This window comes from Stenotrophomonas humi (genome assembly GCF_001431415.1).
In the GTDB taxonomy this organism is placed as follows: domain Bacteria; phylum Pseudomonadota; class Gammaproteobacteria; order Xanthomonadales; family Xanthomonadaceae; genus Stenotrophomonas; species Stenotrophomonas humi.
On sequence record NZ_LDJI01000006.1, the window covers coordinates 145,498 to 167,031 of the forward strand.

Annotated in this window: 19 protein-coding genes; 15 read left to right on the plus strand and 4 right to left on the minus strand. The window is 63.5% G+C overall.

Going from position 1 to position 21,534, the window contains the following annotated elements:
• The first annotated feature begins 122 nt into the window (after nucleotides 1-122).
• Nucleotides 123-1,853 (plus strand): bifunctional isocitrate dehydrogenase kinase/phosphatase, encoded by a 1,731-nt coding sequence (gene aceK, locus ABB26_RS03305; protein WP_057632153.1) that lies wholly within the window; start codon nucleotides 123-125, stop codon nucleotides 1,851-1,853.
• 160 nt (nucleotides 1,854-2,013) lie between these two features.
• On the opposite strand, the gene ABB26_RS03310 is transcribed toward aceK, so the two are convergent.
• Entirely contained in the window at nucleotides 2,014-2,862 is an 849-nt protein-coding gene (locus tag ABB26_RS03310) for a MipA/OmpV family protein (protein WP_083490663.1), read from the minus strand.
• A 156-nt stretch (nucleotides 2,863-3,018) separates the two neighbouring features.
• Here ABB26_RS03310 and ABB26_RS03315 point away from each other — a divergent pair, with 156 nt between their 5' ends.
• The 5 genes from ABB26_RS03315 (at nucleotide 3,019) to ABB26_RS03335 (ending at nucleotide 8,873) form a co-directional block, all read left to right on the plus strand.
• Nucleotides 3,019-3,339 carry a hypothetical protein gene (locus ABB26_RS03315; protein ID WP_152982526.1) on the plus strand — a complete coding sequence of 107 codons (321 nt, stop codon included), beginning with the start codon at nucleotides 3,019-3,021 and terminating at the stop codon, nucleotides 3,337-3,339.
• A 78-nt stretch (nucleotides 3,340-3,417) separates the two neighbouring features.
• Nucleotides 3,418-4,101: a response regulator gene (locus ABB26_RS03320; protein WP_057632156.1), complete on the plus strand. Its 684-nt coding sequence runs from the start codon at nucleotides 3,418-3,420 to the stop codon at nucleotides 4,099-4,101.
• Nucleotides 4,098-5,486 (plus strand): ATP-binding protein, encoded by a 1,389-nt coding sequence (locus tag ABB26_RS03325; protein ID WP_057632157.1) that lies wholly within the window; start codon nucleotides 4,098-4,100, stop codon nucleotides 5,484-5,486. Before ABB26_RS03320 ends, ABB26_RS03325 begins: the two co-directional genes overlap by 4 nt.
• A 328-nt stretch (nucleotides 5,487-5,814) precedes the next feature.
• Complete coding sequence (locus ABB26_RS03330; RefSeq protein ID WP_161809004.1) at nucleotides 5,815-7,830, plus strand: DUF3413 domain-containing protein; 2,016 nt, start codon at nucleotides 5,815-5,817, stop codon at nucleotides 7,828-7,830.
• Nucleotides 7,831-7,979: 149 nt separating this feature from the next.
• On the plus strand, nucleotides 7,980-8,873 hold the full coding sequence (locus ABB26_RS03335; protein ID WP_245626124.1) for an energy transducer TonB: 894 nt from the start codon (nucleotides 7,980-7,982) through the stop codon (nucleotides 8,871-8,873).
• Nucleotides 8,874-8,960: 87 nt separating this feature from the next.
• On the opposite strand, the gene rho is transcribed toward ABB26_RS03335, so the two are convergent.
• Nucleotides 8,961-10,730 carry a transcription termination factor Rho gene (gene rho, locus ABB26_RS03340; protein ID WP_057632159.1) on the minus strand — a complete coding sequence of 590 codons (1,770 nt, stop codon included), beginning with the start codon at nucleotides 10,728-10,730 and terminating at the stop codon, nucleotides 8,961-8,963.
• A 232-nt stretch (nucleotides 10,731-10,962) separates the two neighbouring features.
• Entirely contained in the window at nucleotides 10,963-11,292 is a 330-nt protein-coding gene (trxA, locus tag ABB26_RS03345; protein WP_057632160.1) for a thioredoxin TrxA, read from the minus strand.
• Between the two features lie 196 nt (nucleotides 11,293-11,488).
• Here trxA and rhlB point away from each other — a divergent pair, with 196 nt between their 5' ends.
• The 7 genes from rhlB (at nucleotide 11,489) to ABB26_RS03380 (ending at nucleotide 18,399) form a co-directional block, all read left to right on the plus strand.
• The gene (gene rhlB, locus ABB26_RS03350) at nucleotides 11,489-13,156 is read left to right on the plus strand and encodes an ATP-dependent RNA helicase RhlB (protein WP_057632161.1); all 1,668 of its coding nucleotides are present in this window, start codon (nucleotides 11,489-11,491) and stop codon (nucleotides 13,154-13,156) included.
• A gap of 397 nt (nucleotides 13,157-13,553) precedes the next feature.
• Nucleotides 13,554-14,240: a cell division ATP-binding protein FtsE gene (ftsE, locus tag ABB26_RS03355; protein ID WP_057632162.1), complete on the plus strand. Its 687-nt coding sequence runs from the start codon at nucleotides 13,554-13,556 to the stop codon at nucleotides 14,238-14,240.
• Between the two features lie 9 nt (nucleotides 14,241-14,249).
• Nucleotides 14,250-15,197 (plus strand): permease-like cell division protein FtsX, encoded by a 948-nt coding sequence (gene ftsX, locus ABB26_RS03360; RefSeq protein ID WP_057632163.1) that lies wholly within the window; start codon nucleotides 14,250-14,252, stop codon nucleotides 15,195-15,197.
• A 7-nt stretch (nucleotides 15,198-15,204) separates the two neighbouring features.
• A complete protein-coding gene (locus ABB26_RS03365) occupies nucleotides 15,205-16,047 on the plus strand; it encodes a response regulator (protein WP_057632164.1) in 843 nt (280 codons plus the stop codon).
• Nucleotides 16,044-16,763 carry a uracil-DNA glycosylase gene (gene ung, locus ABB26_RS03370; protein ID WP_057632165.1) on the plus strand — a complete coding sequence of 240 codons (720 nt, stop codon included), beginning with the start codon at nucleotides 16,044-16,046 and terminating at the stop codon, nucleotides 16,761-16,763. The genes ABB26_RS03365 and ung overlap by 4 nt, the downstream gene beginning before the upstream one ends.
• Nucleotides 16,764-16,944: 181 nt before the next feature.
• Nucleotides 16,945-17,820, plus strand: a complete 876-nt coding sequence (rpoH, locus tag ABB26_RS03375) for an RNA polymerase sigma factor RpoH (RefSeq protein WP_057632166.1) — start codon at nucleotides 16,945-16,947, stop codon at nucleotides 17,818-17,820.
• Nucleotides 17,821-17,997: 177 nt separating this feature from the next.
• Nucleotides 17,998-18,399, plus strand: a complete 402-nt coding sequence (locus ABB26_RS03380; protein WP_057632167.1) for a GFA family protein — start codon at nucleotides 17,998-18,000, stop codon at nucleotides 18,397-18,399.
• A gap of 33 nt (nucleotides 18,400-18,432) precedes the next feature.
• Here the strand turns inward: ABB26_RS03380 and ABB26_RS03385 are convergent, their stop codons facing one another.
• Nucleotides 18,433-19,728: an NAD(P)/FAD-dependent oxidoreductase gene (locus ABB26_RS03385; RefSeq protein WP_057632168.1), complete on the minus strand. Its 1,296-nt coding sequence runs from the start codon at nucleotides 19,726-19,728 to the stop codon at nucleotides 18,433-18,435.
• Nucleotides 19,729-19,841: 113 nt separating this feature from the next.
• Between ABB26_RS03385 and ABB26_RS03390 the strand changes: the two genes are divergently transcribed.
• Together ABB26_RS03390 and ABB26_RS03395 are read left to right on the plus strand one after the other, a co-directional pair.
• A complete protein-coding gene (locus tag ABB26_RS03390) occupies nucleotides 19,842-20,696 on the plus strand; it encodes an NYN domain-containing protein (protein ID WP_211261934.1) in 855 nt (284 codons plus the stop codon).
• Nucleotides 20,697-20,851: 155 nt separating this feature from the next.
• On the plus strand, nucleotides 20,852-21,472 hold the full coding sequence (locus tag ABB26_RS03395) for a glutathione S-transferase family protein (RefSeq protein WP_057632169.1): 621 nt from the start codon (nucleotides 20,852-20,854) through the stop codon (nucleotides 21,470-21,472).
• The last annotated feature ends 62 nt before the right edge of the window (nucleotides 21,473-21,534 follow it).

Below are 21,534 nucleotides of genomic sequence, written 5' to 3' on the forward strand. Positions count from 1 at the left end.
GGCTGTGCCGACCCACGGTCTCTGGCGTATGGTCACCCAAACCCCCCGCCAGCTGCCCGCATGCGCCCGCCCTGCCTTTGCACCGTTACTGCACGCCCTGCGCACCATCCGGAGCCGCGCCGATGAGCGTGCCGATTGCAGGCCCAGCGTTGGCCGGACGCATCGCCGTCTGCATTGCTGAAGGCTTCGAACGCTATCACCAGGGCTTTGCCGAGATCACCCGGCGCGCACGTGTGCGCTTCCAGGTACGCGACTGGGCCGGTGCCAAAAGCGACGCGGTGGAACGCACCGAACTTTATGACGCATGCGTCGCACGCTGCAGTCAGCAGTTGCAGGCATTGCTCGGGGAGCAGCGGCCCTCGCAGACGCTGTGGGCTGAAGTGAAAGCAGGCTTTGATGATCTGGTCGCAAGCCGCATCGATTGCGAGTTGTACAAAACCTTCTACAACACGCTGACGCGACGCTTGTTCCGCACCCATGGCGTTGACGATGGCATCGAGTTCATGGCGCTGGATATCGAGCCATCCGATGCCATCACCCATCCGGTCGCACGGCATGTCTATGCGATATCGGAAGCGCGGCCGGCGGATGCGTTCTCACGCTTGTTGTCCGACTACGCTTTCGACGTTCCTTACCGGCACCAGCTGCGTTGCGCCGCAGCCATCGCAGTGCGCCTGCAGGATGACCTCGCGCATTGGGGCGCCTATCCGGTGCGCGCCATCGAACTGCTGGAAACCGTGTTCTATCGCGAACGCCGTGCCTATCTGGTCGGGCGGGTGTTCGGCGAGCACCGCTTTTCACCGTGTGTGATTGCATTGGTCAATGAGGGCGACGGCATCCGCGTCGAAGCGGTGCTGAGCCGGCGTCGTGATGTGGCGCATCTGTTCGGCGTATCGCGCAGCTATTTCCAGGCCGACTTGCCCACGGTGGCGGATGCGGTGGTGTTCCTGCGCAGCATCCTGCCCGGCAAGCCGGTGGATGAGATCTACACCGTGCTGGGCCGGGCCAAGCAGGGCAAGACCGAGCGCTACCGCACTTTCTTCAGCCACTTCCAGCAGCATGTGAACGAGCGCCTCGTACATGCCGATGGCACGCCGGGCATGGTGATGGCGGTGTTCACCCTGCCCAGCTATCCGCTGGTGTTCAAACTCATCCGTGACCGCTTCGCCTGGCCCAAGACCATGAGCCGCCAGGACGTGGAGGAAAAGTATGCGCTGGTGTTCAACCTCGATCGCATCGGCCGCCTGCTCGACGCGCAGCCGTACCGCTACCTGCGCTTCCCGGTCGACCGCTTCTCCCCCGAGCTGCTGGACGAGCTGGTCAATCATTGCAGCCAGAGCGTGCGTATCGAAGATGACGATGTGGTGATCTCGCTGTGCTACGTGCAGCGCCGCTTCCGTCCACTGAACCTGTACCTGCGCGAGCAGGGGGCGGAGGCCGCGCGCTCGGCGGCGCTGGACTACGCGCAGGCGATCCGCGACATGGCCTGCAACAACATCTTCCCCGGCGACATGCTGCTGAAGAACTTCGGTGTCTCGCGGCACGGCCGTGCGGTGTTCTACGACTATGACGAACTGTGTCTGGTTACCGATTGCAACTTCCGTGCATGGCCGCAGCCGCGCAGCGAAGAGGAGGCCATGGCGGCCGAGCCCTGGTTCCACGTTGCTGCCAATGATGTGTTTCCCGAACGCTTTGGCCTGTTCATGGGGCTGCCCAAAGCGCTGCAGGATCTCGTGCGCGAGAAGTACGGCGAGCTGTTCGACCCGCAGTGGTGGCAGGAGCTGCAACAAGGCTTCCGGTACGGGGAATTTCCGGACACGCCTCCGTATTCGCGCAAACTGCGCTTGGCTTGAGCAGCTTGGCGCGGTGATGGTTGTCGGTACGTTGCAGCGGGGAATGGAACCTGGACATTCCGCGTCTTCTCGTGGAATCGCAAGGTAGCCGCGTCGTGACAACCGCCAAGCCACGTACACGCAGGGCCTGGCGGTTGCAAGTCGGGGAGGGCGGTTGTACTCAGAACGTATAGGTCACCATGACCATCGCCGAGGGAACGTGTTTGCGGTGAACGATGGGGCTGTCAGCGGCTTTGCCAAGCAGCTTCTCGCCACCCACCGAGGTATGGACGCCCCAGTTCTGGTTGAGTTGGTAGGCCCAGTCCACGCTGCTGCTGACGGCATAGAAGCCAGCCTTCGGCGTGTGTACTCGGAAGCCGGAGGTAGCGGACTGCGCTGCGGTGACGCCGTAGTAGGTCTGCATGTAATCGCGGTCGCCGGCATGTCCGGCCAGGTTGACGCTGATTTCATGGCGGTCGCTGGAATAGACCGTGGAGCCCAGGCCCAGATGGTAGGCACGCCCGGTCTCGGTGTTGGATAACGGAGCCTCCACGGTCAACGATACCCCGAGCCAACGCGAAGGCACCCACGCGGCGCTGGCCAAGGCCAGTACTGAGCCATCAATCCTGCCCATACCACGCAGCTCGTCACCGCCGCTGCTGCCAAAGCCGCCGAAGAAACTGTCGCCGTCGTCCTTGTCCACACGCTCATCCCGGTAGGCCAGTGCAGCGCTGTAAGTGAAGGAACCGACATCACTCCCCCAGCCGAGGCCGCGCAGAGTGCTGGCAAAAAAGCCGTTGGCCATGCTGTAGTCCACGGCAATGGCGGCACTGGCGCGATCACGCTTCGAGCCGGGGTACTTGGTCTCCAGTGCGACACCGGCGCCCAGCAGCAGCGTGTTGCCGTCTTCCTCGTCACCCTCCGCGTAGGCGATGACTGGCATGGACAGGGTGGACAACGCCAGCAGCATGCAGGGCGTTGTCAGCACGCGGTGTTGCCTCAGGCTGGCGGTGCGGGGGAATCCAATCATCAATCGTCCTTTTTGTTTCCCAGCAGGAAAGGGCAAGGGCCCGGCGCTGGGTACCGGGCTGTGTGCTATTTCCGACTGGAGGTGATTTCTGGCAGTGGCAGGCAGAGCACCAGCTGCAGCTGCGGCCCCTGCCGTGATGTGCCGGCACTTCGATGCATGGCCAGCCGCCTTTGGCCTGTAGTGGGCATGCAGTTCAGGCGCACAAGCCAGCTGATCGTCAGCGTGTCCGTTGCATGCGACATACGCGCATCCGCAGCGGCGATGGGCATACTGCGGGGCATGGATGCTGCCTGCGCGCTGTACAGCGACAAGGACAACATTCCGGCGATGGCAACGGTGGGGAGCAGCTTCAACGGCGGGATCTCGGTACGGAGCAGGGCCGCGTTGCCTGGCAACCGCGGCGCGAAGCGGCGGGTCCAGCAGGGCGTCGTATCAGTTTCGGCGCTGTTCCTTAAGTCATCCTTAGAGCTTTCTTAAGAGTTGCTTAAGGCAGGGGGCAGCAATCGTCTTGCGCTTGTATTAGCGTTGCGCAGCCTTGGACTGTGCCGCGACCTGATGAACCTGCTGCTCGTTGAAGATGATCTGGAACTCGGTAACGGGGTCCGCCTGGCCCTGACAGAGCAGGGCATGGATGTGGTGTGGGTGCGCCGCGTGGCCGATGCGGCCAGGCAACTGGAGCAGCATGCTTACGACATGGTGCTGCTCGACATCGGCCTTCCGGATGGGTCGGGTCTGGACCTGCTGTTGCGCCTGCGCAGGGAGCGCACGCAGCTGCCGATCCTGATTCTCAGTGCCCGCGACAGTGTGAACGACCGCTTGTACGGCCTGGACAATGGTGCCGACGACTATCTGGTCAAACCCTTTCATCTGGCCGAACTGCTCTCCCGTACGCGTGCGCTTGCACGGCGTAGTTATGGTCTTGAGGATCGTGTCATCGTCCGCGGTGGGTTGGCGTTGAACGAACAAACCCGGCGGGTTGCAGTCGAGGACCGGCAGGTGGAGCTTTCACCATGCGAATTTGAATTACTGGCGCTGTTGCTCAAGCGCGCTGGCCGGGTGATTACGCGGCACGTTCTGGAGGAGCAGGTGCTGCCCGGCGGACAGTCAGCCGGCAGCAATACCCTGGAGGTTCATGTCTCCAACCTCCGACGGAAAATAGGCACCCACTACATCCGCACCATCCGTGGCATTGGCTATGTGCTTGAGTTGCCCGGCAACGAAGACGCGGGCAACACATGAGCAGGGCCGGCGGGGTGATCCGCAGTCTGCTCGAGCCCTCGTTGCTGCGGCGCATGTTGTTGGTACAGGTGCTGCTGGTGACATTGCTGTGGACGGCGATTCTCGGCTTCGTCATCGCCGAAGGCCGCGAGCTGCCCGAGTTGTTCCACAACCAGGCGTTGTACGAGGTTGCCTTTGCTGCTACCGAAAGCCCCGCCGACTCACCCCAGGGCCAGGAGCACGTCCTGCAGATGATGGGCAACGCGTTGGCTGCGTCTTTCAGCGATGGCGACACGGGCACCAGCTTCAGTCCCATCATGTACGTGCGTTCGGATGGCCGCCTGCTGTACAAGTCCAATCCCGACGCGCCACTGCTGCGCAACCGGCAGTTCGGCGTGGTGGAAACCCTTGAAGCCGATGGCAAGGCATGGCGCGCGCTCAGTCGGGTATCGCCGGGTGGCACGGTGGTGACCATGGCACTGCCAGACACCTGGGGCCTGATGATGACCATCGGCACCCGCGGGTACTACCTGGGGCCGCTCGTGATCAGCCTGCCTTTTCTGCTGTTGCCGGCCTGGCTTTCAATCCATCTGGCGCTCCGCCCATGGCGGAAGCTGAGCCATGAGATCGAAGTGCGTGCACCCTCGAACCTGCAGCCGCTGGATTTCCAGCCGCGTCACCGCGAATTGCGGCCGCTGGTCAGCAGCATCAACACATTGTTGCAGCGGGTTTCAGAAGTCACCCAGCGCGAGCGCACCTTCATCGCCGACGCGGCACATGAAATGCGCACGCCGCTGGCGGCGCTGCGCATCAACGCCGAAGCCTTGCGCCAACCGCGCGACGAGGCCGCACGGCTGGAGCTGCTGGGCAACCTGCTGCGCAGCAGCGACCGGGCGACACGCATGGTTGGTCAGTTGTTGAAGCTGATGCGCAGCGATGCGGCCTGTGCAGCGCCGCAGGCCATGGCATTGGAACAGCTGGTCCAGGACAGGATGGCGGTACTGGATGCACTGGCTGCGCAACGTGGCGTGGAGTTGGAGCTGCTGTTCAACGAGGCCGCACCCGTTCGCATCTGCGGTGAGCGCGAAAGCCTGACGTCGTTGATCGACAACCTGGTGGAAAACGCCATCAAGTACAGCCCGCCACAGGGCCTGGTCATGGTGCAGGTGAGCAAGCGCGGCGAGTGGGCGCAGCTGCAGGTGCTGGATAGTGGTCCTGGTATTGCGGCGGAATATCGGGAACAGGTGTTCCAGCGTTTTTATCGGATTGCCGACCAGCCCCAATCCGGCAGCGGTCTGGGCCTTTCGATTGCCCGGTCGGCAGTGGAACGGCACGGTGGCAGCATCAGTCTGCACGACGGCCCGAGTGGCGGACTGCGTGTGACGGTGTACATGCCGCTTTGCTGAGGCGTGATGCATGCGGCTTGGTTGCCAACCGACAGGCCTGGCCGCTTCGACTGCCTGATTGAATCCATGCTCGCTGCACACACGGCCAAAGCAGTGTGCGCACGGCTTTGGTCATTGCAATCACGCAAGCAAGGTGGCGCGTGCAGAACCACCAACCAACACTGAACTGCACTGGCGCAACGCCTTTGCCTTAAGTCTTTCCTAAGCCTGCGCGTCGAGCATGTCGGCATCTAATGGATGCGCGCATGTTTGTCGAGAGGCGCTCCATTACCGATGCCGGATGCCTGCAGCAACGTCGCTGCGGGGGCGTACATGTTCTGGAGCCATCTTGAATTCCGCAGAGTTTCCGCCTGACCGACAACCGCATTGGCTGCGCAGCAATCTCACCTGGGCCTCGTACTTCTGGCTGGTAAATGCCGTGCTTCTCACCGTCATCGGCATGGCTTACTGGCCGTGGATAGACGTGCCGGAAAGCACGCCGCTTGCAGGTATCTATCTGCTCACAACGCACCTCGGATTGTTTGGTCTTCTCGCAGTTCTGTCTGCCTGCATACACGTATTGTTTGCTTGGTTGCCGTCGATTGCGTTCCGCCCGCTTGGTGGACTGATCGCCGTCTGCATGGCATCGCTGCTGCTGGTCGATGCCATGGTGTTCAACCAGTACCGTTTCCATCTCGATGGCTTTGTGATCGACCTGCTGCTGGAAGGCGCTGACATCATCGCCCTCTCATGGGTGAGCTGGTTGTATGTGGCCGGCGTCATTGGCGTACTGCTCATGCTGCAATATTCCTTCAACAGCGCAGCCAGGTGGTTGGCAGTGAGCGCAACGTCGCGGCGATACCGGCGTCGTGGCGTTGGCTTGGTTGCGGCCTGTCTGCTGGTTTCGCAGGGCCTGCACATGTGGGAAGACGCGCATCACCGGCCCTTGATACCGGGTTACACCCATGTGTTCCCGTTGTATCAGCCAGTGACCGCCAAGCGGCAGCTGCACCGGCTTGGCATTGGAGCTCCCTACGTCGAAGGCACCCGCTTGGATGTTCCTGCAGCGAAGCACAGTGCGCTGCGTTACCCGCTGCAACCACTGCATGGTGCATGCGATACATGTCGTCCCAACGTACTGGTCGTGGTCATCGACAGCTGGCGTCACGATGAGATGAACGCTGGCGTCACTCCCCACATTGCTGCCTTTGCCGAAGGCGCGCAGCGCTATCGCGACCACATCAGTGGAGGCAACGCCACCCAGCCCGGCATATTCAGTCTTTTTTACAGCCTGCCGGTCACCTACTGGCCGTTGGTGCGCGGCGGCGGTGTAGCACCCGTGCTGATGGAGACGATGCATGACAAGGGCTACGCTTTTTCCATCCAGTCATCGGCGCCATTGAACCAGCCGCCCTTCGATAGAACCGTGTTCTCGCGGGTTCCGGAGCTGCCGCCGCGTGCCGAAGGCGATTCGCCGGCACAGCGTGACCAGCACATCACCCGCCGCTTCCAGCACTTTCTGCAGCAGCGTGATCCGAAGACGCCGTTTTTTGGTTTCCTGTTCTACGACGGTGTGCATGGCTACAGCATGCCTGATGCCGGTACTTTGCCTTTCCAGCCATCGTGGACAAGGGTTGATCATGTGCGCTTGAACCAGCGCACCGACCCCACCGGGTATCGCAACCTGTACCGCAACGCCTTGCATCATGTGGATGCGTTGGTTGGGCAGGTGCTGGGGACATTGCAGCAACAGGGCCTGGACGACAACACCATCGTCATCATCACCTCGGATCACGGCGAGGAATTCAACGACAACGGCCAGAATTATTGGGGCCATGGCAGCAATTTCAGCGATGTGCAGATCAAGGTTCCGTTGCTGATCCGCTGGCCCGGAATGCCGGGTAGGGATGTCCACCACCGTACCAGCCATTTCGATGTTGCTCCCACGCTGCTTGCCGATGCCTTTGCCAGCACGACCCCGTTCCGTGCGTACAGTGTGGGTGCGCATCTGCTGGATGCCTCGGCATCGCGCCAGGCATTGATCGTAGGCAGTTACTACAACCATGCCGTGGTTTCCGGAGATGAGATCAGCGTTGTGCAGCCCGGTGGTTATGTCCGTACGCTGGCGCCTGATCTCAGCCCGCGTGCGGATCGCAGGCTGCCCAACAACCAACTGGTGGCAATGCTGGAGCAGATGTCGCGTTTTCATTACACCTCGCGGTCATCGCGTGACGACGTCCCGCAAGCTCTGGTGTCCGGCATTCTGCCCCGCATCCATCGCGCTGAAGATGCCAACCGCAACCCCGATGCCAACGCGCGTGGCACGGAGCTGATCAGGCCGCTGCAATGGAAGAATGCCCGGTGATCACGCACCTGCTGGCGGCATCATCAACATGTTGGCTCGGTGCGTACCCCCGGGTACACCGTCTTATCCGCGCACCTTGTTATTGGCGTGATTGATGCTTTCAAGCGGTTGCGGTGTAATCGCCGCAATTCAATCGCATGGATGTGAGCATGAACGTTCGATTCGGTGCACTCGGCGTTGCAGGTGTGCTGCTGCTGGCAGCGCCGGTGTGGGCGTCAGCGGCGGTCTCCAATGGCAGCGTGGCGTCGGTGCGGCAGCAGGTGGAAAGCAGCATGCTGGTAGGGGGCGACGTCCACATCGAACAGGATGGGACGGTATCGGGGGTGGTCCTCCGTCAGGAGGAAAAGCTGCCCGAGGGCGTGGTGAAGCTGGTGCGCGACACCGCGTTGCAGTGGCGCTTCGAGCCGATCGTGGTGGATGGCAGGACAGTCAAGGCGATCGCGCCGATGAGCCTGCGTGTGGTGGCACGGAAGGTCGAAGGTGGCAGTTATGAGGTCAGCCTGCGCGGCGTGAGTTTCCAGAAGAGCGAAACCACCGATCCGCATGCGGTCACCGCCATGGAGATGGCACCGCCGCGCTATCCGGAGCTGGCCTACCAATCCGGTGCCACCGGGGATGTCTACCTGCTGGTGAAGGTCGGCAGTGACGGCAAGGTCGAAGACGCATTCGCCGAACAGGTGAACCTGACCTTCCTCAGCCGCGAAGCCGATCAACGGCGCTTCCGCGAAGTGTTGGCCAAGAGTGCGGTGTCCGCCGCAAAGCGCTGGACATTCCGTGTCCCCACGGCAGGGGAGGAAGCCACGCAGCCGTACTGGAACGTGCGTGTGCCGGTCAGCTACGCCATCCAGCTGGCTGGCGGATCGCAGCGCCCCGAAACATATGGACGCTGGCGCAGCTATGTTGCCGGCCCCCGCGAGCGGGCACCCTGGCGTAGTGAATCGCAGGAAGCGGGCTCGGCACCGGATACGCTGGCCGAAGGTGGTGTCTACATGGCCGACCGCAACACCGGACCACGACTGCTGACCCCGTTGCAGGGCGGCTGATGGCGCAACCACTTCCACAGCGGCACCAGCAAACAAAAAGCCCCGCATTTGCGGGGCTTTCTGGTGAAGCGGATTCCGGTGGAGGAATCAGCGCTTCATCGAACCGAAGAACTCGTCGTTGGACTTGGTGTTCTTCATCTTGTCGAGCAGGAACTCCATCGCGGCGATTTCGTCCATCGGGTGCAGCAGCTTGCGCAGGATCCAGATCTTCTGCAGCAGCTCCGGTTCGATCAGCAGGTCTTCGCGGCGGGTGCCGGAACGGTTGATGTCGATGGCCGGGTACACGCGTTTCTCGGTGATGCGGCGGTTCAAATGCACTTCGCTGTTGCCGGTGCCCTTGAATTCCTCGTAGATCACCTCGTCCATCTTCGAGCCGGTTTCAACCAGCGCGGTGGCGATGATGGTCAGCGAGCCACCTTCTTCAACGTTGCGTGCCGCACCGAAGAAACGCTTCGGGCGGTGCAGGGCGTTGGCGTCGACACCACCGGTCAGCACCTTGCCGGAGCTGGGCACCACGTTGTTGTAGGCGCGGGCCAGGCGGGTGATCGAGTCGAGCAGGATCACCACGTCCTTCTTGTGCTCGACCAGGCGCTTGGCACGCTCGATCACCATTTCGGCGACCTGCACGTGGCGCGCGGCGGGCTCGTCGAAGGTCGAGGAGACCACTTCGCCGCGCACGGTGCGCTGCATTTCGGTCACTTCTTCCGGGCGCTCATCCACCAGCAGCACGATCATGTGCACTTCCGGATGGTTGGTGGTGATGGCAGTCGCGATCTGCTGCATCATCATCGTCTTGCCGGCCTTCGGCGGCGAGACGATCAGTGCGCGCTGGCCCTTACCCTGCGGTGCCATCAGGTCGAGGATACGGCCGGTGATGTCTTCCGAGGAGCCGTTGCCGCGCTCAAGCGTGAAGCGCTTGCGCGGGAACAGCGGGGTCAGGTTTTCGAACAGCACCTTGTTCTTCGACGCTTCGATCGGCTCACCGTTGATGGTGTCCACGATCGACAGCGCGAAGTAGCGCTCGCCATCCTTCGGGAAGCGGATGCGGCCGGACAGGTGGTCGCCGGTACGCAGGTTGAAACGGCGGATCTGGCTGGGCGAGATGTAGGTGTCGTCCGGGCCGGCCAGGTAGCTGGCTTCAAATGCGCGCAGGAAGCCGAAACCGTCCGGCAGGATTTCCAGTACACCGTCGGCGGCGACGCCGTCACCATGACGGGTCAGCACCTTCAGCAGCGCGAAGATCACGTCCTGCTTGCGGGCGCGGGCCACGCCTTCGGAAATCTGCAGCTGCTCGGCGATTTCCAGCAGCTTCTGTGCCGGCATGCGCTTGAGGTCGCTCAGCGAGTAGACCGGGAAGCCTTCCGGGACGCCCGGCATGACGCGGGGCACGTGGGTTTCGTTGCCGCCGTCGTTGGGCATGCCGTTGTCGTCGCGGGGGCGGCCGTTGCGGTCGCGGTCGCGGCGATTACGGAAGCGATCACGGCGGTTGCCCTGGCCTTGACCTTGACCTTGACCCTGACCTTGGCCTTGATTCTGTTGGTTGTGACGCTGCTGGTTGCCGCCCTCAGCGCGCCCTTCACCGCCTTCCTGCTGGCCTTCATAGGCGTTGCCGGAAGCGGCCGGGGCATCATTGCCACCCGACGAAGCGGGGGCCTGGGCTGCCGGCGCCGCACTTTCAGCGGCAGGAGCGGGGGCAGGAGCGGGAGCTGCGGCCTGCAAAGGCAGCGACGGCTGGGCCGGTGCGCTGGCGGTGCTGCTGTCAGCGACCTCTGCGGTCTTGGCAACGCGCGGCTTGCGCACGCGCTTCTCGACGGGCGCGTCGGCGCTCCCGATTTCGGAAGGAGTGTTCTCGGACAAGTGCTTGATTCCTCTCGCTAAGACGTGCGAGCGCCCTGTGGGCGGCGAACTGGTTGGGAATGATCCGGTCGAGAACCCGGCCGGAGGGTGCGGCAGGCGAAAGCTGCCGGATGCAGCGACACTAACACCGCCACGCGCGGGGCCGCAAGATGGCGGGGGAACCTTGTTGGGCCGCCGTATGGCGGGCCCGGAAGGGCCGGCGGCAGAGTGGCCGCCGGACCATGCCAGTCGATCAGGCCAGGGCCTTGTCGATCATCTGGCTCAGCTGACCCTTGCCGACAGCACCGATCTGGGTGGCCTGGATCTGGCCATCCTTGAACAGCAGCAGCATCGGAATCGAGCGCACGTGGTACTTCACCGCGGTGGCGCGGTTCTCGTCCACATTGAGCTTGGCGATCTTCAGCTTGCCCTGGTAGGCCTCGGCCAATTCGTCCAGAACGGGGGAGATCATCTTGCACGGGCCGCACCATTCAGCCCAGAAATCCACCAGGACCGGTTCGCCGGACTGCAGGACGGCGCTATCGAAGTCGGCGTCGCCGACGTGTAAAACCTTATCGCTCACTTGGAGTCTCCTGGTGCAATGCGACTGCCCATGCCGGGTTGACGGCCGCATTGCGGTAAACTGGGGCATTGCGCGGACAAAAGGGTACAGCCCAACGTCGCGCGACCCGGCGCAGGGGCCGCAGTGTGCGACGGTGCCCGTATCGATGCAAGCCGCCCGGCCACTCTGGCTGCCCGGCACTACAAAGACAGAATAAATGAGCGACAAACCGCTGACTGATGTGACCTTTTCCTCCTTCGAACTGCAGCCAAGTCTGGTGGCAGGCCTTGAAGGAGCCGGTTTCACCCGCTGTACCCCGATCCAGGCGCTGACCCTGCCGGTGGCGTTGCCGGGTGGCGATGTTGCCGGCCAGGCGCAGACCGGTACCGGCAAGACGCTGGCGTTCCTGGTGGCGGTGGTCAACCGACTGCTGACCCGCCCGGCGCTGGCCGACCGCAAGCCGGAAGATCCGCGCGCCCTGATCCTGGCGCCCACCCGTGAGCTGGCCATCCAGATCCACAAGGATGCGATGAAGTTCACCTCCGAGACCGGCCTGCGTTTTGCGCTGGTCTACGGTGGCGTGGATTACGACAAGCAGCGCGAGATCCTGCAGCAGGGCGTGGACGTGATCATCGCCACGCCGGGCCGCCTGATCGACTACGTCAAGCAGCACAAGGTGGTTTCGCTGCATGCCTGCGAAATCTGCGTGCTGGACGAAGCCGACCGCATGTTCGACCTGGGCTTCATCAAGGACATCCGCTTCCTGCTGCGTCGCATGCCCGAGCGCGGCACGCGTCAGACGCTGCTGTTCAGCGCCACCCTCAGCCACCGCGTGCTGGAGCTGGCCTACGAGCACATGAACGAGCCGCAGAAGCTGGTGGTGGAGACCGAAAACATCACCGCCGACCGTGTGCGCCAGCGCATCTACTTCCCGGCTGACGAAGAGAAGCTGCCGCTGCTGCTGGGCCTGCTGTCGCGCAGCGAAGGCGCCCGCACCATGGTGTTCGTCAATACCAAGGTGTTCGTCGAGCGCGTTGCACGTGCGCTGGAAAGGGCTGGTTACCGGGTTGGCGTGCTGTCCGGCGACGTGCCGCAGAAGAAGCGCGAGAGCCTGCTCAACCGCTTCCAGAAGGGCCAGCTGGAAGTGCTGGTCGCCACCGATGTGGCCGCCCGCGGCCTGCACATCGACGGCATCAAGTACGTCTACAACTACGACCTGCCGTTCGACGCCGAAGACTACGTGCACCGCATCGGTCGTACCGCGCGTCTGGGCGAAGAAGGTGATGCGATCAGCTTCGCCTGCGAACGCTACGCGATGAGCCTGCCGGACATCGAGGCCTACATCGAACAGAAGATCCCGGTGGAGCCGGTGACCGCCGAACTGCTGACCTCGCTGCCGCGTGCAGAGCGCGCGCCGGTGGAAGGCGACGACGTGGATGAAGACGCCGGCGAAAGCGTGGGCACGATCTTCCGCGAAGCACGTGAGCAGAAGGCCGCCGATGAGGCGCGTCGTGGCGGTGGCCGCGGTGGCAAGCCGGGCGCAAGCCGCAGCGGCGAACGCGGTGCCGATGGCAAGCCGCGTCGTGAGCGCAAGCCGCGTGTGGAAGGCGAGCATGCCGCTACTCCTGCCGCGCCGAAGCCGCCGCGTCCTGCCGCCGATGCCCCGTCTGCCGCTGGCAGCGCGGCCGTCGAAGGCGAGCGCGCACCGCGCAAGCGTCGCCGTCGTCGTCATGGCCGCCCGGTGGAAGGCGCCGAAGGCACAACCGCAACGGCGGTGAACAACGCACCGGTGCAGGTACAGGCCAAGTCGATGCGCGGCAACGACAACGACTCGTTCCTGACCCGTCTGGGCCGCAAGATCCGCCGGATGCTTTCCGGTAGCTGATCGGCTTTCGAGCCAAAGCCGGGTCTGCTTCTGAAGTACCCTTCTCCCGCATTGCGGGAGAAGGGGGCCCGCAGGGGCGGATGCGAGGGCTTTGAGCCCTTGTTCCTGGCGGTTCTCCCTCGCGCATCAAGGTGCGCTTCGATGGTGTGAGGGACGGTTCTCACGGCATGCGCCGTAACGCGGTGAAGCGGTAAAGCGGTAAAGCCCCCTCGTCCGTCTCTTTGGGGCACTTCGCTCCGCGCCCCCGGTCACGCACCGCGTGCGGGGCGTTCAGTGAGGGATGCGCCAATGGCTCGTGAGCTGCATGCCTTTACCCCGCAGGCGAGAGCCGCCGCCGGTTTGGTCTCGGCGAACGCATCTCCCCGCACCCCGCTCGCGCTCCGGCATAATCGGCGGCATGAGCGTCCTGCGTTTTGACAATGTCAGCAAACAATATGCCGGTGGCCATCAGGCACTGGTGGATGTCAGCTTTGAGGTGGCCGCGGGCGAGATGCTGTTCGTCACCGGCCATTCGGGGGCGGGTAAAAGCACGCTGCTGAAGCTGATCCACCTGAGCGAGCGCCCCACCCGAGGCGCCGTCATGTTCGGGGAACGCAACCTGCTCAAGGTGCGTGGCGGCAAGGTCGCCCTGCATCGCCGCGAGGTCGGCGCCGTCTATCAGGATCATCGTCTGCTGGTGGATCGCACCATCGGCGAGAACGTCGCGCTGCCGCTGATCCTGCGTGGCGACCGCCGCGCCGATACCGGCAAGCGCGTGCGTTCGGTGCTGGAACGGGTCGGGCTGGGCCACCGCGAGAAGGCGCTGCCCACGGAGTTGTCAGCCGGTGAGCAGCAGCGCGTCGGCATTGCCCGTGCGATCGTGGCCGAGCCCAGGCTGCTGGTGGCCGACGAGCCAACCGGCAACCTCGATCCGACCCTGGCGGCGGAGATCATGTCGCTGTTCGCCGAGCTGCCTTCGCGCGGCACCAGCGTGCTGGTGGTCAGCCACGACCTCGCGCTGATCAAGCAGATGCGCAAGCGCGTGTTGATCCTGGATCACGGCAAGTTGGCCGATGACATCTCGCCACACGAACTGGCCGAGTGAGCGAGCACGATGAGTAAAACCGCAAATACCGAAGCCGCTACGCCGTCGCGCCTGGGCACCTGGATCAACCATCACCTGCACAGCGTGGTCTTCAGCCTCGGCCGCGCGCTGCGCAAGCCGTGGGCGACCGTGTTGACCGTGGCGGTGATGGCGCTGGCGCTGGCATTGCCGCTGGGTTTGTCCATCGCGTTGGACAACCTCAAGCATTTCGCCGGCAGCGTGCAGCAGTCGCGTGACATCAACCTGTTCCTGAAGCCGGAGCTGGATGCCGCCGCCGCGCAGGACATCGCCACCACCCTGCGTGCCCGCGCCGACATCGCCGAGGTGGTGCTGCGTACGCCGGAAGAAGGGTTGGCCGAGCTGCGTCAGAGCGCCGGGTTGGGCGAGGCCATCGATGCGTTGGGTGACAACCCGCTGCCCACCCTGTTGATCGTCACCCCGGCCGACGGCGATGACGCCGCGCTGGCAGCGTCGCTCGAAGCCCTGCCGCAAACCGATCTGGTGCAGCACGACGCACTGTGGCGCAAACGCCTGGATGGCTGGCTGGCCTTCGGGGCGCGCCTGGTGCAGGTGCTGTCGGTGCTGCTGGGCCTGGGGGCCGCGCTGGTGGTTGGCAACACCGTTCGCCTGGATATCCAGGCCCGTCGCGAAGAAATCGGTGTGCTGCAGCTGCTGGGCGCCAGCGACGGCTTCATCCGTCGTCCGTTCATCTACCTTGGTGCGTGGTACGGCCTGGCGGCGGGCGCATTGGCGCTGGGCCTGATCGGCATCTGCGGGTTTGCGTTGCGGCCGCCGTTGGCCACGTTGTCCCAGAGTTATGGCAGCCCGTTCGTCCTGCACGGGCTCGATCTGTTTCATTCTTCGATGGTGCTGGTTGCCACGACGATCCTGGGTTGGTTGGGGGCATGGCTGGTGACGGGCCATTTCCTCCGGCAGACTCGCCCGACCGAAACCTGAGGCCGGCATGTCCACGCAAGAGCTCAAGCATCTGATCAGCGACGCACCCCGTGTGATGGTGGTCGATGGTTCCAAACTGGTGCGCCGCCTGATCAACGACGTGCTCAAGCGCGAACTGCCCGACGTGGAAGTGGTCGGCTGCGCCAGCATCGAAGAAGCCCGGGAAGCACTCGCCGCTGGTCCGGTGCATCTGGTCACCACCTCGTTGGCATTGCCCGATGGGGATGGTCTGGCCCTGGCGCGCAGCGTGCGCGAGGCTGCCGGGCAGGCCTATGTCCCGGTGATCGTGGTGTCCGGCGATGCCCAGCAGCACCTGGAGCAGCGCCGCTTCACCGAGTACGTCACTGATTATTTCGACAAGGCACTGGGCCACGAGGCACTGGCTGCCTTCATCCGTGGCTATGTGCAGCCTGAGCCGGTGACCGACGCCACCGTGTTGTATGTCGAGGACAGCCGCGTGGTGGCTGAAGCCACCAAGCGCATGCTGGAGCGGCACAATCTGCATGTCGTGCATGTGCTCACCGCCGAGGATGCGTTCTCGCTGCTCACCGCCGAATCGCTGGGGCGCACTACGCGCGAAGTGGATCTGGTGCTGACCGACGTGACCTTGAAAGGCGAGTTGAGCGGTCGTGACGTGGTTGAACGCATCCGCATTGATTTCGGCTACGGCAAGCGCCGCCTGCCGGTGCTGGTGATGACCGGTGACGGCAACCCGCACAACCAGTCTGCGTTGCTGCAGGCCGGCGCCAATGATCTGGTGCAGAAGCCCATCGAAGAACGCCTGCTGGTGACCAAGGTGCTGTTCCAGCTGCGGCTGGCACGCCTGTCACAGCCGGCGGTCACGCTGTGACTCGGGACGACGTACCGCAGATCCAGCTGGAACCCAGTTGGAAGGCCCACATCGGCGATTGGCTGTTGCGCCAGGACATGCGTGAGCTGTCGGCGTTCCTGCGCCAGCGCAAGGCTGCCGGTGCGCAGGTGTTCCCGCCCGGGCCGCAGATTTTTGCCGCGTTCGACGCGACGCCGTTCGAGCAGGTGAAGGTGGTGATCCTGGGCCAGGACCCGTACCACGGCCAAGGCCAGGCACATGGTTTGAGTTTCTCGGTGCCGCCGGGTGTAGCGGTGCCACCGTCGCTGCTCAACATCTACAAAGAGATGGAAACCGACCTGGGCATCCCGCGTGCGGACCACGGTTGTCTGATTCCCTGGGCCCGGCAAGGTGTGCTGCTGCTCAACGCGGTGCTGACCGTGGAAGAGGGCAAGGCTGGCGCCCATCAGGGCCGGGGCTGGGAAGGCTTCACCGACCATGTGGTGGATGTGCTCAACCGTGAGCGCGAAGGCTTGGTGTTCCTGCTGTGGGGTGCTTATGCCCAGCAGAAGGGCAAGGTCATCGACACCCGCCGCCACCGCGTGCTGAAAGCCCCGCATCCATCGCCGTTGTCGGCGCACCGGGGCTTCATGGGCTGCCGTCATTTTTCGCAGGTCAACGACTACCTGCAGCGGCGAGGGCAGGCCCCCATCGACTGGCGGCTGCCTGGGCGTGCGGCGCTGGCTACCGGCGGCTGAACCCGGTTGATCCTTGTCATATGCGTGCGACACGGGGTTTGCTACGTTAGGGGTTCTGATTGAGTGTCATTGTTTCTGTCGCCCATTCATATTCAAAAGCGGGTTTTGCGACAAAAACAGAACACTGGAACTTTTTCTGTACTGGTCAGTCCAATAGCCCGGACTGCTAAGATGAGATCCTATGAACCTGAACACCTCTACTGCCCTTGTGGCAAACAATCTCCCGATTCCCAGCGCGCTTGGCTCGCTGGATGCCTATATCGGTGCCGTGCACCAGATCCCGGTGTTGTCGGTCGATGAGGAGCAGGAGCTGGCGCGCCGATTCCGCGATGAGCTGGATCTGGATGCCGCCCGTGAACTGGTGCATTCGCACCTGCGCTTCGTCGTGCATGTGGCCCGCGGCTACAACGGCTACGGCCTGCAGCTGGGTGACCTGATCCAGGAGGGCAATATCGGCCTGATGAAGGCGGTCAAGCGCTTCGACCCGGAAATGGGCGTGCGCCTGGTGTCCTTCGCGGTGCATTGGATCCGTGCCGAGATGCATGAGTTCATCCTCAAGAACTGGCGCATCGTCAAGGTTGCAACGACCAAGGCGCAGCGCAAGCTGTTCTTCAACCTGCGCAAGTCCAAGACCCGTCTGGGCTGGATGAACGCGGCCGAAGTCAGCGCGGTGGCCAAGGATCTGAACGTCTCCGAGCGTGAAGTGATGGAGATGGAGTCGCGTCTGTCCGGTCGCGATATCGGCTTTGATGCCTCGTCTGATGACGACGACGATCATGCGCCGCCGTCGCCGGCGGCCTACCTGGTCGCACGCGATGAAGATCCGTCGCAGGCCTATGAGCGTGAAGACAGCCAGGACAACCAGATGCAGCTGCTGCGCGAAGGGCTGGCCAAGCTGGATCAGCGTTCGCGTGACATCATCGCCCGCCGTTGGTTGGATGCCGACAGCAAGGTGACGCTGCAGGAGCTGGCTGATGAGTACGGTGTGTCGGCCGAGCGGATCCGTCAGATTGAAGCCAACGCGCTGAAGAAGATGAAGGCGCTGTTCGCTGCCTGATCAAGGCGCGGTGCTGGTGATATGCAGAGGCCCGGGGAAACCCGGGCCTTTTTGTATGTGTGGTATTGCCGCCGACACCTGCAGTGCCCGGGCCGTGCCCGCTGGAACGCTTGCGAGGCATGGCTGTGCGCCGCGGCTGGGTGTAGATTTTCCCGCATCCGCGACGTGGAGACGACGATGAAAGGCAGCTGTCTGTGTGGTGCGATTGAAGTGGTAGCCGGTGAGCATTCCGAGATCGGGTTGTGTCACTGCAGCATGTGCCGGCGCTGGTCCGGTGGCCCGCTGTTTGCCGTGCATTGTGATGACAAGGTGCAGGTCAGCGGCGACACGCTCAAGGCCTACCGCTCATCGGAGTGGGCGGAACGGGCGTTCTGCAGCGAATGCGGTACGCATCTGTATTACCGGCTGGTGCCGGACGGTGAGTACTACGTCTCCGCCGGCTTGTTCCAGGGCCACGAGTTCAAACTGGCCAGCCAGATCTTCATTGATGAAAAGCCGCCGTTCTACGCGTTGGCCAACGACACGCCGACGATGACCGGCAAGCAGGTGTTCGAGCAGTTTGCCGTCGGCGACAACTGAGCCGCCGACGGCGAGGGAGTCACGATGCCGGCGTCACTGGGTCGACTCGGGTGCAACCGGCTTGCGTGATTCGTAAGGGCTGCCAAGGATGATGCGTGCGCTGCGTTGGTAGCTCCAATACGCCACGCCCCAGTTGAGCAGCACCACCAGCCGGTTGCGGAAGCCGATCAGGAAGAACACGTGCGCGGCCAGCCAGAACCACCAGGCGAGCAGGCCTGACAGCTGCAGTTTGCCGACATGCACGATGGCGGCCATGCGGCCGATGGTCGCCAGGTTGCCCTGGTCGTTATAACGGAACGGCGGTGGCGCGGGTTTGCCGTGCAGGCGTGCACGGATGCTGTCTGCGATGTGCGCGCCCATCTGCTTGGCCGCCGGTGCCACGCCGGGAACCGGGCGACCGTCGTCCTGCATCAGCGAGGCCAGGTCGCCGGCGACGAAGATCTCCGGATGGCCGGGGACGGTGAGGTCGGGCAGCACCTGCACACGCCCGGCACGGTCCAGCGGCACCTCCAGCGTGCGTCCCAGCGGGGAGGCGGCAACACCTGCGGCCCACACCACGGTGCGTGCCGGCACGAAGGTATCGCCGAGCTGGAAGCCCTGCGCGTCGATGTTGTTTACCGGCGTGCCGGTCAGCACTTCCACGCCCAGTCTTTCCAGCTGCTGGCGGGCCTTGAGCGAGAGCGTGTCCGGGAACGAGGAGAGCACGCGCGGGCCGGCCTCCACCAGCCGCACCTTGGCCGAGGCCGGGTCGATATGGCGGAATTCGTTTTTCAGCGTATGCCGGGCGATCTCGGCCAGGGTGCCGGCCAGTTCCACGCCGGTAGGGCCGCCGCCGACCACGGCAAAGCTGAGCCAGGCGGCTTTCTTGTCGGGGTCGGATTCGGCTTCGGCGCGCTCGAAGGCGAGCAGCAGTTTGCGGCGCAGGAGCAGGGCGTCGTCCAGGGTCTTCAGGCCGGGGGCATCCTTGGCCCATTCGTCGTGACCGAAGTAGGCATGGGTGGCGCCGCTGGCGACCACCAGCAGGTCGTAGTCCACGTAAGTGGCGTCGCCCAGCAGCACGCGACGTTGCTGCTTGTCGATGGAGACCACTTCACCCAGCCGCACATCGACGTTGTGTTGCCTGCGCAGGATGTGGCGCAGCGGTGCGGCGATATCCGGCGAGGACAGGCCGGCGGTGGCGACCTGGTAGAGCAGTGGCTGGAACAGATGGTGATTGCGCCGGTCGATCAGGGTGATGCGCAGCGGGGCATTGGCGAGGGCGCGGGTGGCCCACAGGCCGGCAAAACCGCCGCCGACGATGACCAGGTGGGGAACTGGGTCGTGTGGCATGGAGTCTCCTTGAGGGCCGGCAAGCCGGCCAATGGCAACAACGGGCACCGACGATGATTGCATGTGACATGGCGTGAACACGAGTTGGCGATACTGGTGCCCAGCCCTTTGTCATGGAGCACCACGTGTCCGAGCCCGAAAAGCGAATCGCACTGTTGATTGACGCCGACAACGCCCCGGCATCGAAGATCGACGAAATCCTGGTTGAAGTGGCCGGCTATGGCGTGGCCAACGTGCGCCGGGCCTATGGCGACTGGAAGAACCCACGTTTGAAGGGCTGGGAAAGCGTGCTGCACGAATTCGCGATCCGGCCCATCCAGCAATTTGCGTATTCCAAAGGGAAAAATGCCTCGGACATGGCCATGGTGGTGGATGGCATGGACCTGCTGTATGCACGGAATCTGGACGCTTTTGCCATCGTCTCCAGTGATGCGGATTTCACGCCGCTGGTGATGCGGCTGCTGACTGACGGACTGAAGGTCTACGGCTTTGGCGAGCAGAAAACGCCGTTGGCCTTCGTCAATGCCTGCTCCAAGTTCATCTACCTGGAAGCCTTGGGGAATGAACGCGTTGATCCGCATGAGGTCAATGCTGAACCACAGGCGGCGGCGCCTGCAGCTGCGACACCGGCCGCGACCGAAGGTGCAGCGGCAGCAACTCCGCCGGCTGCCGCATCACTGATCACGCCGCGCTCCAAGAGTGAGCTGCGCAGTGATACGCGGCTGATCAACTTGTTGCATGGTGCAGTGGAAGCGGCGGCTGACGAACAGGGCTGGGCGATGCTCAGCGCGGTTGGCAACCAGATCGCCAACCGGGCCTCGTTCGATTCGCGCAACTACGGTTATCGAAAGCTGAGTGACCTGATGAAGGCCACGGGCCTGTTCGAGGTGAAGAAGGTCGGCAAGCTGTCCACGGTGCGGGCGGCGCCGCGCAAGGCCGGGACGAAGCGCGCTGCGGCGAAGGCATGAGCCGGTGGATGGCTTTGTTCGAGCTGCCGGTTGTTTTCCAGGCCGTCATTGCCGCCGGCGCGGCAACTATGATGTGAAAGACGGCTGTACTACGGCATGCAACGGGCAGCATCATTCACGCCAGCCAAGCGAATCGTTTCCAATGGAGCAAGCGAATGTTGAAGATCTGGGGCCGGCGCAACTCAAGCAACGTGCGCAAGGTGTTGTGGTGTGCCGAGGAGATCGGCCTGCCCTATGAATCCATTGAAGTGGGCGGGGCGTTCGGCGGCACGCAGTCGCCGGAGTATCGCGCGATGAATCCCAATGGGCTGGTGCCGGTGATCGAGGATCACGGTCTGCCGCTGTGGGAGTCCAATACGATCGTGCGCTACCTGAGCGCGCGTTATGCGCTGGGCAGGCTGTATCCAGAAGACGTGGTGCAACGCGCGCAGAGCGAGAAGTGGATGGACTGGACCACGTCCACGTTTGCGGTACCGTTCCGTGATCTGTTCTGGGGCACGTTGCGTACCGCACCGGCCGACCGCGACGAGGTGCGCATTGCCGCGGCCCTGCAGCGTTGTGGCGAGTTGTTGATGCTGGCCGATGCCGAACTGGAGCGGCAGCCCTGGTTGTCGGGCGAGACGTTTGCGATGGGCGACATTCCGCTGGGCGCGTTTGCCTATGCGTGGTTCGAGATGCCGATCCAACGCCCGGAGTTGCCGCATCTTGCGGCGTGGTATGAACGGCTGAAACAACGGGCGGCGTATCGCAAAGCGGTGATGACGGCGTTGACGTGAGGGTTTCCAGGGCGAGTTTGGTGGTTTGCTCGAGGCTTTCCGATGCTTTTCTAGGCTTTGCT

Coding starts and splice junctions, on each gene's coding strand:
- aceK (WP_057632153.1), top strand. CDS start 123: ATGAGCGTGCCGATTGCAGGCCCAGCGTTGGCCGGACGCATCGCCGTC.
- ABB26_RS03310 (WP_083490663.1), bottom strand. CDS start 2,862: ATGATTGGATTCCCCCGCACCGCCAGCCTGAGGCAACACCGCGTGCTG.
- ABB26_RS03315 (WP_152982526.1), top strand. CDS start 3,019: ATGGCCAGCCGCCTTTGGCCTGTAGTGGGCATGCAGTTCAGGCGCACA.
- ABB26_RS03320 (WP_057632156.1), top strand. CDS start 3,418: ATGAACCTGCTGCTCGTTGAAGATGATCTGGAACTCGGTAACGGGGTC.
- ABB26_RS03325 (WP_057632157.1), top strand. CDS start 4,098: ATGAGCAGGGCCGGCGGGGTGATCCGCAGTCTGCTCGAGCCCTCGTTG.
- ABB26_RS03335 (WP_245626124.1), top strand. CDS start 7,980: ATGAACGTTCGATTCGGTGCACTCGGCGTTGCAGGTGTGCTGCTGCTG.
- rhlB (WP_057632161.1), top strand. CDS start 11,489: ATGAGCGACAAACCGCTGACTGATGTGACCTTTTCCTCCTTCGAACTG.
- ftsE (WP_057632162.1), top strand. CDS start 13,554: ATGAGCGTCCTGCGTTTTGACAATGTCAGCAAACAATATGCCGGTGGC.
- ftsX (WP_057632163.1), top strand. CDS start 14,250: ATGAGTAAAACCGCAAATACCGAAGCCGCTACGCCGTCGCGCCTGGGC.
- ABB26_RS03365 (WP_057632164.1), top strand. CDS start 15,205: ATGTCCACGCAAGAGCTCAAGCATCTGATCAGCGACGCACCCCGTGTG.
- rpoH (WP_057632166.1), top strand. CDS start 16,945: ATGAACCTGAACACCTCTACTGCCCTTGTGGCAAACAATCTCCCGATT.
- ABB26_RS03380 (WP_057632167.1), top strand. CDS start 17,998: ATGAAAGGCAGCTGTCTGTGTGGTGCGATTGAAGTGGTAGCCGGTGAG.
- ABB26_RS03385 (WP_057632168.1), bottom strand. CDS start 19,728: ATGCCACACGACCCAGTTCCCCACCTGGTCATCGTCGGCGGCGGTTTT.
- ABB26_RS03390 (WP_211261934.1), top strand. CDS start 19,842: ATGGAGCACCACGTGTCCGAGCCCGAAAAGCGAATCGCACTGTTGATT.
- ABB26_RS03395 (WP_057632169.1), top strand. CDS start 20,852: ATGTTGAAGATCTGGGGCCGGCGCAACTCAAGCAACGTGCGCAAGGTG.